This window comes from Rothia aerolata (assembly GCF_014635585.1).
Classification (GTDB): domain Bacteria; phylum Actinomycetota; class Actinomycetes; order Actinomycetales; family Micrococcaceae; genus Rothia; species Rothia aerolata.
The window spans coordinates 1,174,802-1,188,381 of the sequence record NZ_BMDC01000001.1 but is presented as its reverse complement, the minus strand read 5'-3'; the positions used below and the strand labels follow the sequence as shown (position 1 = coordinate 1,188,381).

The following is a 13,580-nucleotide window of genomic DNA, read 5'->3' as shown; positions in this document are numbered from 1 at the left end:
CTGAGAACTAAATCAGTGGGCTAAGACGATACAAGTCTAGCTGATATCGCCCATTTCACAGCCTATTCGGTGTCTTCGGCGGGTAGGGCGCGCACCTTCTCGGGGTTCTTGGCCGAGCGGCGGTCAAGAATCAGCGCTATTACGATCATGACGCCGGCACCCAGGGCGGCGCAGACCACCGCCATAATGCCGTAGACAGAGCCCACGGAGTATTCGGTGGCGTAGGTGTCGATAGCGTCGCTGCCGGTGGGCCAGGGAATAAAGGTAATCAGGGTGGCTAGCAGCAGGCCCAGAATCACGCCGGTAATGGCGAAGGCGAGCATGGACGGCGCCCGGCGAATGGTCACCAGCTGCTCGCCCGGGTGGTCGGTGGATGGGGTGTTGGACGGCGCGGGGTTAGGCTGAGTACTCATGATTCACTAGTGTACCGGGTAAAGGTGGGGCTGGTTTAGAGGAGGGGCATGCGCTCGGAAAGGTCTGACCTCGACCCCGAGGCCGAAATTTTTGCCGCGCTCTCTGCCCAGCTGGAAAAGCCCAGGGCTACAGCGCACCAGGTGAAGGCATCGGTTTCTACCACGTTGGGCGGGGTGCCGCGGGTGTGGCGGGGCCCGGCAATGCACTGGGTTACGCCAAAGGGCGGTACGCGCACCTCCACCGAATTGCCCGGAGCCAGGGCGGCCAGCTCTTCTAGAAGAAAGCGGACGGCGGTGGCGCGGGTGGCGCGGGGAAGGGTGGCAAAGCGCGCCTCGGCGGTGCCGGTGCTGCCCTCGGCCTCCTCAAAAACCCGCCGTATGGCGGCAACCGCGGCGGCGCCGTCCTGCTCTGAAATCTTGCGTTTGATGGCCACTAGGCACCTGCTTCATCTAGCAGGGCTGCCAAGTCTGCGCCCGGATCAATGGCACCCACCGGCGTGCTGCCTCCAAAGATGGGGCGCATGGTGGCGGCCAGTGCTTTCTCGGCTGTCTCGGAGGAAATATAACCGGCAGCTTCGAGTAGGCGTACAGCCACCAGGGCGGTGGGGCGGGAGGCGCCGTCGAGAACCTTGACCACTGCCGAGGCGCCGGAGGGCAGGCCGATAGCCAGCACCCCTTCGGCACCGTGCTTGACCACGGCCTGGAGGTGCTCGGAGAGCACGGTGGCGGTTTTTCCTTCGCCGGTGACGTATTCGGAGTAGTCCACCATGGCGGTGGCAACGGTGGCCACCCGGGCGTCGGCGCGGATGTTCTCGATTCCTGCTCCTAAGGTGGAGTAGGCGCGGGCCAGGCCCAGGGTTGAGACCGCTGCCAGGGGAGCTCCGCAGCCGTCGGTTCCCGCTGCGAGAGGGGGCTCTTGGCAGAACTCTTCGATGGTTTCCATGACCAGTTTTTGGAGGGGGTTCTCGGGGGAGAGATAGTCCTCCACCGACCAGCCCGACTTTACGCAGGCCCAGAGGAAAGCGGCGTGCTTGCCCGAGCAGTTGAAGGCAAGGCGCTGCTTGGTGTGCCCCGCTTTAATCAGGGCGTGGAAGCTGGCTTCGTGCTGGGGCCAGGCGGGTGGGCACTGAAGGGCCTCGGCGGTGAGCCCTGCCTCTTCGAGAATGGACTGGGCGACTTTCATGTGCTCAAAGGAGCCGGTGTGGGAACCAGACGCCAGGGCAATCTGTGCGCCTGCCAGCTCTGCGCCGGCATTCATCGAAGCGATGGTCTGTAAGGGTTTAAAGGCGGAGCGGGGGTAGATGGGGGCCTCAACATCACCCAGAGAAGCCGCAACCTCGCCGTCGGGGGCCAGCACCACCGCCACCCCCAGGTGGCGGGACTCGATGAAATCGTTGCGGCGGATAACCGCCAGCTCGGCTGCCGTGTCTGCGGTGAAAGTCTGCATGTCTCAAGTATTCCACAGGCAAAGGTGCAGTAACTGCATAAAGGTTGCGAATGCCACCTTTTCAGATATTGCAGATTCTGCATGATTGCAGTTACTGTAATAATATGCCACTTTCACAGTCATCCACTCACGATGCCATCAGGGCAAAAATTGAAGACAAGCGCAAAGCCCGCAAAGAAGCCACCCACCTGGCCCTCCAAGAGGCTGCCGAACGCATAGCCATTGAATCAGGCCGGTCGGCACTGACCACCAAAGCGCTGGTGAAAGAAGCCGGGGTCTCCGAGCGCACTATCTTCAACCACTTTGCCAATATCGACCGGGTTTTGCTTTCCTGCCTGAGCACCCGACTCTCCGAACTCTTTACGGTGGAGAACTTTCCGCTGGGCCTTTCTGCCCAGGAGTTACCTGCCGCCTGCTCTGACTTTCTGCTGGGCATGATTGAAAGCCCCGAGACAGATAGGGCCCTAGAGCAGTTCGTGCAGCTGGCTGCGACCTTCATAGACGGCGAGGACCTCGAAGAGACCATTGGCAAAGAAATTCTAGAAACCCTGGCGCAGCAGGCCTGGCTCCTGTGCGACTTTATAGAGAAAAACTACCCTGAGCTTTCCTACGACCAGTGGTTCTCCATGGCGGTCTACATCAATAACGCGGTGATGGGAATAGCGATGGGACTAGCCCGCTATGTGCACTACCGGGGCGAGGGCAACCTGACGGCCCCCACCGTTGTTTCTACCTCAGAGATCAAAGAGAACATCGTCTTCGCCATTAAGAAGGTAGGCGAGGGACTGCCGGTTCTCTAGCCCCCCTTACTTTGCAATATCTCCAACACCTACAGACACAGAAAAAATAGGGAACAATGTCTACATTTCTCTACAAGCTAGGCAGCTTTGCCGCCCGCAAGGCATGGGTTGTTATCGGTATCTGGGCTCTGATTCTTGCCGGCCTGGGAGGCGCCTATGGCGCTTTCCGCGGCGAGCTCACCAACGAGATCACCATTCCCGGCACCGAGGCCCAGCAGCTACAGGAGACCCTGACCGAGAAGTTCGATACCAATGCTGCCGCCGGCATGGGGCAGGTCATTCTCGAAACAGAAGACGGCTCCGAGTTCACTGCTGACCAGAAGAAGGCGGTGGCTTCTGCTGTCTCCACTGCCGAGGGCGTGGGTCAGGTTGATTCGGTCATGGATCCCTTTGCCACCTCTGCCCAGCTGGAAGACGGTCGTAAGCAACTTGAGGACGGTCAGAAGAAGCTGGACGACGCTAAGAAGCAGCTCGACGACACCCAGCGGAAAATCGATGACGGCTCGCTAGAATCTGATGCTCGCAAGCAGATGGACGACGCCCAGAAGAAGCTGGACGAGGGCAAGCAGCAGGTTGAGCAGGCAGATCAGGCCAAGAAAGATCTTGACGACGCTCAGAAAGAGCTGGACCGCAACCGCGATGAGCTAGAACGCAACGAGCGCGAGCTCAGCCAGGCCCAGCGCGACCTCGATCAGCGCCGTGCCCAGGCTCAGGCAGCTGGTGGCGAGGCGCTCGCCCAGTTCAATGCTGCCCAGGGAGAGCTCGATGCTAACCGCGCCCAGCTTGAGGCCGGTAAGCAGCAGCTTGAAGACGACCAGCGCCAGATTGACTCGGGCCGCGACGAGCTGAAGAAGAACGAGAAGCAGATTGAGGACGCCCGCAAGCAGGTTGAAGAGGGCCAGAAGGAACTTGACGCCCAGCGCAAGTCCCTGGACGACGGCTCCCTGGTGGCCGACGCCCAGAAGCAGGTGGACGACGGCCGCGCTGAGGTAGAGAAGAACCAGAAGGAACTCGACCAGAACCGCTCCCTGATGGATATGAGCTCTGACGCCGCTGCTATCTCGGACGACGGCTCGGCGGCTATCGCTGCGGTAACCTTCAATGACGAAATCATGAAGGTTACTCCCGCCAGCCTGGAAGAAACCCGAGACGCTTTCGCCCCGCTCGAAGATGAGGGAATCAAGGTTCTCTACGACCAGAACCTAGAGGGTCAGACCCCCGAGATGGAGGCAACCGCTGAGATCGTCGGCATTATTGTGGCGCTGATTATCCTCTTCGTGATGATGGGAACCTTCATCGCCGCTGGCCTGCCCATTCTCATGGCCGTGATCGGCCTGGGTGCAGCAATGCTGGGTACTCTGGCGCTTTCCAGCGTGGTAGATATGACCTCCACGACCCCGGCCCTGGGCTCCATGCTGGGTCTGGCCGTGGGCATCGACTACACCCTCTTCATTCTTAATCGCCACCGCAATAACCTGGCGCGGGGAATGGAAATGAAGAAGTCCATTGCCTTGGCAACCGGTACCTCCGGCGGAGCGGTTGTCTTTGCTGGCACCACCGTGATTATCGCTCTACTGGCTCTGAACGTGGTGGGTATTCCCTTCCTCTCGGTCATGGGTAATGCTGCTGCCTTCGCCGTCTTCATGGCGGTGCTGGTCTCGGTCACCCTCTCTCCGGCTATCCTTTCGCTGGTGGGCCGCCGCATTATCTCTAAGAAGCGCTGGGAGGCGATCGACCGCCGTCATGCCTTGTCGCAGTCCACCGACCCCGAGATTGCAGCAGAAGCCCGCGCAGCAGCGGCCGAGAAGGAGAACCGACCGGGCAAGTGGCTGGGTGCTGTACTCTCCAAGCCCCTGGTGACCGTTTTCGCCACCGTTGCGGCGCTCATCATTCTGGCCCTGCCCATGCTAGATATGCGCCTGGGTCTGCCCGACGGCTCATCGCAGCCCGAAGACTCCGCCCAGTACCAGACCTACCGGGCTATTGAAGAGAACTTCGGCGCGGGCCAGAACGGCCAGGTGATCGTTGCCGCCAACCTGCCCGAGGGCATGGACGAGGCCAAGGCCAAGGAACTCCAGGTTGAGGTGGGCGAACAGCTGCAAGATGTCGATTCGGTGGAGAAGGTTATTCCTGCCATGATCTCCAAAGACAACGACATGCTGCTCTACCAGATCGTTCCCACCGAGGGACCCTCGGCAGAATCCACCGAGGCCCTGGTCAACAACCTGCGCGACACCACCACGTCTACCGACTACGGTGATGTCACCTACGGCGTGACCGGCCAGGCAGCGATGAACATCGACATCTCCGAGAACCTCTTTAGGGTGCTGCCCATCTACATCGCCATTGTGGTGGGGCTCTCCCTGCTGGTTCTGATTCTGGTCTTCCGCTCCATCTGGGTGCCGGTTACCGCTACCCTGGGCTTCCTCTTCTCCCTCATGGCAGCCTTCGGCATTACCACCGCAGTCTTCCAGTGGGGCTGGATGGGCTCCCTCTTCGGAGTCACCACCCCCGGGCCGATTCTCTCCTTCCTGCCGATTCTGGCAGTGGGCATTCTCTTCGGCCTGGCCATGGACTACCAGGTATTTTTGGTCTCCGCCATGCGCGAGGCCTACGCCCACGGCAAGCCTGCCAAGGACGCCGTGGTGGTCGGCTTCAACCACTCCTCCCGAGTTGTGGTGGCAGCAGCCCTCATTATGGCGGGCGTGTTCCTGGGCTTCGTCTTCTCCGGTGACCCCATGATTGCCTCCATCGGCTTCGTGCTGGCCTTCGGTGTTCTCGCTGACGCTTTCATTGTTCGCATGATGCTCATTCCGGCGCTGATGCGCCTGCTGGGTGAGAAGGCATGGACTTTGCCCCGCTGGCTCGATAAGCTCCTGCCCGACCTCGACATTGAGGGCACTAAGCTTGAACACGAGGTGGTGGAGGAACCCCGGGAGACTTCACAGGAGGCTTCTGCGGAGGCTGGCCGGGAGCCTGCTCAGGAACAGCCTGGACCTGCCCACATGGCAGAGGAAAGCCATCACGGCTCCCAGCGAGCTGAGGCAACCTCAGCGGAACCCGAACACAAGCCCCGCCACCGGGGTCCGACGCTGAGCGACGTGGAGTAGGCGCATAGAGTGAGCTAGTAGTTGAGTGCCGGAGGGGCGGGTTCAGTTGGCCCCGCCCCTCCGGCACTCTCTTTAGCCAGTCGCCCGTCTCTCTGTCATTCCGCCTGCTCTTGAGTGCTCGCGAGCTCGCACCCGCTGCGCTCCATCCTCTGTGATTTCGCTTGCTGAACAAGCCCCCTCCCTATGTGACCAAACCGTGACCTTTCGGGTAGCCTTGGAACATGAAGGTTTTGGTACTTGGCCCCGGCGGGCGCGAACACGCAATTATTCGAGCACTTCTAGCAGATCCTAAGGTTTCTGAGGTCCACAGCGCCCCCGGCAACGCCGGTATCGCCGCCGAGGTTCCGGTCCACGACATCGACGCCAACAACCCCGCAGCCGCCACCGCTCTTGCCCAAGACCTGGGTGCCGATTTGGTGGTAGTGGGCCCCGAGGCCCCCCTGGTTGCCGGCGTCGCCGATACCCTGCGGGCAGCCGGTTTCCCGGTTTTTGGCCCCGATAAAGCCGCTGCTGCCCTCGAAGGGTCCAAGGCTTTTGCTAAAGACGTGATGGCTGCCGCCAACGTTCCCACCGCTATGGCCAAGGTTGCCACCAATATCGATGAAGCCGCCGAAGCCCTCGACGCTTTCGGTGCCCCCTACGTGGTTAAGGACGACGGTCTGGCAGCGGGTAAGGGCGTTGTGGTAACCGAAGACCGCCAGGTAGCCCTCGACCATGCCCAGGCCTGCTTCTCAGCCGGCGGCACCGTGGTCATCGAAGAATTCCTCGACGGCCCCGAGGTCTCCCTCTTTGTTATTTCTGACGGCGAGCAGGTTGTGCCGCTCTCACCCGCCCAGGACTTCAAGCGCATCTTTGACAACGATGAGGGCCCCAACACCGGCGGCATGGGCGCCTACACCCCTCTGCCCTGGTTGCCCGAAGGCTTTGTGGAAGAAGTTATTGAGCGGGTTGCCCGCCCCACCATCGCAGAAATGGCGCGCCGAGGCACCCCCTTTGTGGGCGTTCTCTACTGCGGCCTTGCCGTGACCAAGCGTGGCATCCGAGTCATCGAATTCAATGCCCGCTTTGGCGACCCCGAAACTCAGGCAGTGCTGGCTCGCCTCAAGACCCCGCTGGGCCAGTTGCTTCTGTCAGCAGCTAACGGAGAACTAGACCCCGACACCGTGCTGAGCTGGGATTCCCGCTACGCGGTAGACGTCGTGATGGCGGCAGAAAACTACCCCGACTCCCCGCGTAAGGGGGACGAAATCACCGGCCTGGATTCCGCAAACTCCATGAGCGACGTCCACGTTCTTCACGCGGGCACCAAAGCCGAGGGCGAGAAGGTTCTCACCGCCGGTGGCCGAGTACTCGCCGTCGTCGCCCTGGGCGAAGGCCTCGCCGCAGCGCGGGCGGCCGCCTACGCGGGAGTGGAGGCAATCAGCTGGTCGGGAGCTCAACATCGCAGCGACATTGCCCTGGCGGCAGTTGAAAACCGAATCACTATTCCTCACCCGGAAAACTAACCAACGGAAGCGGTGGCTATCGTCGAAAAACGATAGCCACCGCTTTTGGTACTCTAACTTTTATCTAAAATCTGTAACACGCAGGAGAATCATGAGCGCTCAGAACACCCCTCTGGAGATCCCAGGCTGGACCCACGTCTATTCAGGTAAAGTCCGCGACCTCTACGTTCCCAACGAAGACCGCCTCGATGCCACCGGAGTTAGCTTCAATGACGACGCTGAACTGCGCGCCGGCTCCGTGATGGTGGTGGCCTCAGACCGAATTTCTGCCTTCGACCAGGTGATTCCCACCGAGATTCCCGATAAGGGCAAGATTCTCACCCAGATGTCGCTGTGGTGGTTCAACCAGCTGACCGGAGTGCCCAACCACGTGCTCTCCACCGATGTACCCGAACAGGTTGCGGGCCGCGCCATGATCTGCCGCTCCCTCAACATGTTTCCGGTAGAGTGCATTGCCCGCGGCTACCTCACCGGCTCCGGCCTGCAGGCCTACCGGGAAACCGGGGGAATCGGCGACGTTAAGCTACCCGAGGGCCTGGTAGACGGCTCCCGCCTGGAACCCGCCATTTTTACCCCCACCGGCAAGGCAGAGATAGGCGAACACGACGAGCTGATTACCTATGAAGAGCTCTATGCTGAGGTGGGCCAGCCCATCGGCGAACGCCTGCAGGAGCTCACCCTCTATGTTTACGAAACCGCTGAAAAGATTGCCCGGGAGCGGGGCATTATCATTGCCGATACCAAGGTTGAGTTTGGCCTTGACTCCTACCGGGGCGAGATTACCCTGGGCGATGAGGTGATGACCCCCGATTCTTCCCGCTTCTGGGACGCCGAAAAGTACGAGCCCGGCAAGCCCCAGGCCAGCTTCGATAAGCAGTACATTCGCGACTGGCTCAAGTCAGAGGAATCCGGCTGGAAGGGGGACGGCGCGGTACCGGCCCTGCCCGATGAGGTGGTTGAGAAAACCCGGGCCCGCTACGTTGAAGCTTATGAGCGGCTGACCGGGGAGAAGTTCTCCGCCTAGATTTTAGATAGTCGAGCGGTGGATTTTAGGCTTAAATTTCGCTGATTTAAGCCTAAAATCCACCGCTCGACATTTTATTTAATGAGGTCGTGGAACCAGGTGATGTGCTTGGTGACTCTCTCCTTAGCCTGCTCTGGTTCATGATTGGTCACCGCTTCTAAAATGGCCCAGTGCTGCTCCTGCAGGGCAATTTTGGTGGCGCTCCAATCGTCCAGCAGGGGAACGGCCTCCATCACGTAGCTGACCGTTGCCTGGTGCAGAGACTGAATTACCGTCTTGAGCGTGATGTTATTGGAAAGAGAAGAAATCTCATAGTGGAACCGGGCGTCGCAGAAGTGAAAACGGTCATTGGGAAGATCCGGATTATCCAGCTCGGTCAGGTAGGCCCTGGCCCGCTCAAGCGTGGCGGTGCGCTCGGGCGAATCCTCCGAAAGCGCGGCGTCATGGGCAGCCTGGCCCTCAAGTAGCACGCGGGTAGAGACCATATCGGCAATCGGAAATGTTTTGGTGGCGATGTGCATGCGCATAGCCCAGCTCAGTGCTTCAGACGGTTCAGAAGCCACCACAGCCCCCGACTTAGGCCCGGAGCCGGTGGCAGAACGCACCAGCCCCACAGCGTTGAGAATCTGTAGGCCCTCTCGAACTGAGGCTCGGGAAATACCGTATTTATCGGCCAGGGCACGTTCACCGGGGAGCCGGTCTCCCACGTGCAGTTCGCCCGAACGGAGCTTCTTTTCGATAGTTTCAAGCAGAACGCTATAGGTTCTTTCTTTCACGGGTTCCTCTGGGTCAGCGCGGGTCAATCTTTTTGATAGTAACAAGACAGCGGTGCAACCGAAGAGTTTCGGTGGCACCGCTGTTTTATTTGTTCATCTGCTCTTATACGTTAACCATAAAGGAGAGAACGTTGGTCTGTAGGAAGACCAGCAGGCAGATTGCAACGAGGAACACGATTGACCAGGGCAGCACGGCCTTCATAATCTCTGATTCCTTGCCTTCCATATCTACCGCGGTAGCCGCGATAGCCAGGGACTGCGGGGAAATCATCTTGCCTACCACGCCACCGGTGGTGTTAGCTGCCAGCAGCAGCTCGGGGTGAACGCCCTCCACACCCTGAGCGGTGAGATGGTCAGCCGCGGTTACCTGCAGCTTGGAGAAGAGGGCGTTAGCGGAGGTATCGGAACCGGTCACCGCGGTGCCCACCCAACCAAGAGTGGGGGAGAGCAGGGCGTAGATGGTACCCAGCGAAGCAACCCATTCACCGATAGCCACGGTCTGACCGGAGTAGTTCATCACGTAGGCCAGCGCCAGCACGCAGACAATGGTCAGAGCCGACCACCGCATACGGTACATCACCGCACCGATTTCTTTGACGGCGTCACCGAGGGAAATCTTGTAGTTACCGTTCTCGTTGAAGATGGAGTAGAGCGCGGCCACCACCAGGCCGGAAATCAGCAGGAAGGTGCCCGGGTTGTTGAGCCAGGTGAAGGAGTAGGTCGAGGAAACCGGGTCGCCCGCAGCGGTAACCAGACGGTCTTGCAACAACGGCATGGCGATAGAGGGAGAGGTGGTCTTGAGCCAGGCAACCAACGGGGGCAGAAGGTTGGCAACGCCGAAAATAACCACAACGATAGCGTAGGGCATCATGGCCATCCATACGCGGCCAGCGGTGAGCTCATGCTTGGCGCCCTCTTCGCTCAGCGGGGGAAGACCGTAGCGCTCGCGCACACCGGCAACGCCTCGTGGCTTGACGAAGCGTAGGAAGACCACTGCAACACCCATGGAGACGATGCAGGCAATGACGTCGGTGAGCTGGTAGGCGAAGTAGGTTGCGGTGAACCACTGGACGATACCGAAGGCTGCACCGATGACGCCGGCGTGCAGCCAGCCGTCTTTGAGGCCCTGAACGCCGTCCAGGATAAAGAGCAGAATGAAGGGGACGAAGAAAGCCAGCAGGGGTGCCTGGTGGCCAACGATTGCTGCAATAGTCTCGGCATCCTTACCGCCGACTTCACCCGCGGTAGTAATCGGAATTGCAACCGCACCGAAAGCTACCGGTGCGGTGTTGGCAATCAGCACGGTGATAGCAGCTTTGAGGGGCTTGACACCCAGGGCAAGAATCATGGTTGCGGTAATGGCAACGGGGGCACCGAAACCTGCCAGTGCCTCTAGCAGACCGCCGAAGCAGAAAGCGATTAGGATTGCCTGAATGCGCAGGTCACCGCCACCAATAAGGTCGAAGGTGCGGCGCAAGTCTTCAAAGCGGCCAGAGAGCACGGTGACCTGGTAGAACCAGATTGCCATGACGATAACCCAGACAATGGGCAGCAGGCCGTACAGCCCACCGCGCACCGCTGACATCGCGGCGAGATCCCAGGGCATGCCAAAGCCCAGTACCGCCACAAGAATTGAGACTGCTACCGCTACGATTGCGGAAATATGGGCGCGGGCCTTAACGCCGAGAAGCATAATGAAGAAGGCCAGCAACGGTAGCGTTGCAACGAGGGCAGAAAGGCCGAGGCTGCCACCCACGGCATCAGTCTGCGCGAACCATGTGTTCATCGAGTGTGTCCCCCTTATGGGAATATAGCGCCCGCATCTTTGTGGGCATAAACCATAGTGTGATGAATAAAAAATTATGTGGTCAGACCGTTAAGAATACTCTTAAGCGTGCATGATGCAAGTCACTGGGCAAAATAAGGTGCAAGAAACCTTAGGCTTATCTGCGCGGTCTCAGCCGGTGGACACTGCGGAGAATTCGGGTATAAAAAAATGACCTAATCATGCGTTCTCTCGACAATACTATTCGTGTTAAATGAGAGGTAAGACCATACATTCTTTGAGGAGAAATCATGCGTATTGCGCTATTCTCAACCTGCATCGTCGATGGCATCTACCCTCGCGTTGCCAAGGCAACCGTGGATATCCTGGAACGTCTGGGGCACGAAGTGGTGTACCCGGCTGGCCAGACCTGCTGCTCTCAGATGCACGTTAATTCCGGTTATTTTGACGATGCCTACACCATCGTGAAAAACCACGTGAAGTCTTTTGAGGCCTGGGATTTCGACGTCGCCGTTGCGCCGTCGGGCTCCTGCGTTGCCTCCCTGGGCCACCAGCAGCCCATGATTGCGCGCCGGGCGGGCGATGAAGCCCTGGCCGTGCGCGCAGAAAACCTTGCCGCCCGCACCTTCGAGCTCTCCGAGCTGTTAATCGACGTGCTGGGTATTACGGACGCCGCTGAGCAGCTGGGCTCCTACTTCCCCGAGCATGTGACCTACCACAGCTCCTGCCACGGTATGCGTCTGCTGCATTTGGGAACCCGCCAGTCAGATTTGGTCAAGACCGTTGAGGGTATCAACTTCACCGAACTTGAAGGCCTGGAACAGTGCTGCGGCTTTGGCGGTACCTTCTCCTTTAAGAACGCAGACACCTCCGGCGCCATGGTGGCAGATAAGATCAAGCACGTGAAAGAAACCGGTGCTTCAATCTGTACCGGTGGGGATGTCTCCTGCCTGATGAACATTGGCGGTGCTCTCAGCCGCGACGGTTCAGATGTTCGCACCATCCACTTTGCAGAAATTCTCGCATCCACCAAGGAGAACCCGCTCACCGTCGACGGCCCGGTTTCCCTGGCAATCTCAGGAGGTAAGTAAGCATGACCGCAGTATCACTGGGTATGCCCCAGGTTTTCCACGGTGAAGGCAACATCTTTGAAAAAGAGCCCTTCCCCAAGTACGCCAAGCGAGAGCTGACCAACGAGCAGCTGCGCGCCAACCTGGGCTTTGCCACCGGTAAAATTCGTACCAAGCGCGCCAACGTGGTGGGCGAGCTACCCGACTGGCAGGATCTGCGCACCGCGGGCTCCATGATTAAGCAGCGGGTTATGGCTAACCTGCCCGAGTATTTGGAAATGTTCGAGAAGAACTTTACCGCTGCCGGCGGCCACGTACACTGGGCCCGCAACGCCACCGAGGCTAACCAGATTGCTCTGGATATTATCAAGGCCGAGGGCGTTAACGAGATCATCAAGATTAAGTCAATGGCCACCGCTGAATCCGGCCTTAACGAGTACCTCGAAGAACACGGTGTCTCTGCCATCGAAACCGACCTGGCAGAAGAGATTGTGCAGCTAGCAGACGACCGCCCCTCTCACATTCTGGTGCCCGCGATTCACTTTAACCGCACTCAGATTCGTGACATCTTCAAGCAGAAGATTGAGGGAGTCAAGGTTGACCTCTCCGACAACCCGGCAGAGCTGGCCGAGGCCTCGCGTATCCGCCTGCGCGATAAGTTCTTCAACAACTCTGTGGCTGTCTCCGGTGTGAACTTTGGTATCGCAGAAACCGGAACCCTCTCTATCGTTGAATCCGAGGGTAACGGCCGCATGTGCCTGACCCTGCCCAACACCCTGATTTCTTTCATGGGTATTGAAAAGCTGCTTCCCTCCTTCGACGATCTGGAGGTCTTCCTGCAGCTGCTTCCGCGTTCGTCCACCGGTGAGCGCATGAACCCCTACACCTCCATGTGGACCGGCGTTACCCCCGGTGACGGCCCGCAGAATATGCACGTAATTCTCATTGATAACGGCCGCACCGCCGTGCTTTCAGATGAGGTAGGCCGCCAGGCCCTGCACTGTATTCGTTGCTCTGCCTGCATGAACGTCTGCCCCGTCTACGAGCGCGCGGGTGGCCACGCCTACGGCTCCACCTACCCCGGCCCCATTGGCGCGATTCTCTCGCCCCAGCTGGGTGGTATCGAAAACGAGTTCAACTCGACCCTGCCCTTCGCGTCGTCCCTGTGCGGTGCCTGCTACGAGGTCTGCCCGGTCAAGATCAACATTCCCGATGTGCTGGTAGACCTGCGCGGTAAGGCAGTTGATTTTGAGAAGGCCCAGGGTAAGTTCAAGGGCGGCAAGAAGCACCCCCACCCGCAGATGGACGCCATTATGTTTGGTGCCAAGCAGCTCTTCCGCTCCGGCAAGATGATGGAGCTGGCGGAGCAGGCTCTGCCCGCCTCCCACCTGGTCACCGGCAAGCAGCACAAGATTTCCTGGCTGCCCGGTCTGATTGGCGGCTGGACCAAGTACCGCGATATTCCCGAGCCCCCGAGCCAGTCTTTCCGTAACTGGTGGAAGACCACCGAGCACAAGAGCGATAAGAAGCGCTCAAGCGGTGAACGCGTGGAGATTGCGGCACTGATTGAGGCTAACAAGGGCAAGCGCGAAGAAGCCCATGCCAAGGCAAATGCGGCACAGTCGGCACGAGAAGCACAGGGAGAATAA

General features: G+C 59.4%; 11 protein-coding genes. 6 read left to right on the top strand and 5 right to left on the bottom strand.

What is annotated here, in order from left to right; genetic code table 11:
- Positions 1-62: 62 nt before the first annotated feature.
- Genes IEV00_RS05320 through IEV00_RS05310 form a run of 3 tightly spaced genes read right to left on the bottom strand, consistent with a single transcriptional unit; the run spans position 63 to position 1,860 of the window.
- Positions 63-413, bottom strand: a complete 351-nt coding sequence (locus tag IEV00_RS05320) for a hypothetical protein (RefSeq protein ID WP_188359232.1) — start codon at positions 411-413, stop codon at positions 63-65.
- Between the two features lie 35 nt (positions 414-448).
- On the bottom strand, positions 449-847 hold the full coding sequence (locus IEV00_RS05315; RefSeq protein ID WP_188359231.1) for a sterol carrier family protein: 399 nt from the start codon (positions 845-847) through the stop codon (positions 449-451).
- Positions 847-1,860: an asparaginase gene (locus tag IEV00_RS05310; protein ID WP_188359230.1), complete on the bottom strand. Its 1,014-nt coding sequence runs from the start codon at positions 1,858-1,860 to the stop codon at positions 847-849. The genes IEV00_RS05315 and IEV00_RS05310 overlap by 1 nt, the downstream gene beginning before the upstream one ends.
- Positions 1,861-1,964: 104 nt before the next feature.
- Here IEV00_RS05310 and IEV00_RS05305 point away from each other — a divergent pair, with 104 nt between their 5' ends.
- The 4 genes from IEV00_RS05305 to IEV00_RS05290 all read left to right on the top strand — a co-directional run bounded on the left by IEV00_RS05305 (position 1,965) and on the right by IEV00_RS05290 (position 8,299).
- Positions 1,965-2,660 (top strand): TetR/AcrR family transcriptional regulator, encoded by a 696-nt coding sequence (locus IEV00_RS05305; RefSeq protein WP_188359229.1) that lies wholly within the window; start codon positions 1,965-1,967, stop codon positions 2,658-2,660.
- 56 nt (positions 2,661-2,716) lie between these two features.
- Positions 2,717-5,770, top strand: a complete 3,054-nt coding sequence (locus IEV00_RS05300) for an MMPL family transporter (protein ID WP_229723072.1) — start codon at positions 2,717-2,719, stop codon at positions 5,768-5,770.
- A 221-nt stretch (positions 5,771-5,991) separates the two neighbouring features.
- On the top strand, positions 5,992-7,275 hold the full coding sequence (gene purD, locus IEV00_RS05295) for a phosphoribosylamine--glycine ligase (RefSeq protein ID WP_188359228.1): 1,284 nt from the start codon (positions 5,992-5,994) through the stop codon (positions 7,273-7,275).
- Positions 7,276-7,366: 91 nt separating this feature from the next.
- Complete coding sequence (locus IEV00_RS05290; protein ID WP_188359227.1) at positions 7,367-8,299, top strand: phosphoribosylaminoimidazolesuccinocarboxamide synthase; 933 nt, start codon at positions 7,367-7,369, stop codon at positions 8,297-8,299.
- Between the two features lie 74 nt (positions 8,300-8,373).
- On the opposite strand, the gene IEV00_RS05285 is transcribed toward IEV00_RS05290, so the two are convergent.
- Together IEV00_RS05285 and IEV00_RS05280 are read right to left on the bottom strand one after the other, a co-directional pair.
- Positions 8,374-9,075 carry a FadR/GntR family transcriptional regulator gene (locus tag IEV00_RS05285; RefSeq protein WP_188359226.1) on the bottom strand — a complete coding sequence of 234 codons (702 nt, stop codon included), beginning with the start codon at positions 9,073-9,075 and terminating at the stop codon, positions 8,374-8,376.
- A gap of 103 nt (positions 9,076-9,178) precedes the next feature.
- Positions 9,179-10,861, bottom strand: coding sequence for an L-lactate permease (locus IEV00_RS05280; RefSeq protein WP_188359225.1), 1,683 nt, complete (start codon positions 10,859-10,861; stop codon positions 9,179-9,181).
- 290 nt (positions 10,862-11,151) lie between these two features.
- On the opposite strand from IEV00_RS05280, the gene IEV00_RS05275 reads away from it, so the two are divergent.
- Positions 11,152-11,952: a (Fe-S)-binding protein gene (locus tag IEV00_RS05275; RefSeq protein WP_188359224.1), complete on the top strand. Its 801-nt coding sequence runs from the start codon at positions 11,152-11,154 to the stop codon at positions 11,950-11,952.
- Between the two features lie 2 nt (positions 11,953-11,954).
- Positions 11,955-13,580 (top strand): LutB/LldF family L-lactate oxidation iron-sulfur protein, encoded by a 1,626-nt coding sequence (locus tag IEV00_RS05270; protein ID WP_188359223.1) that lies wholly within the window; start codon positions 11,955-11,957, stop codon positions 13,578-13,580.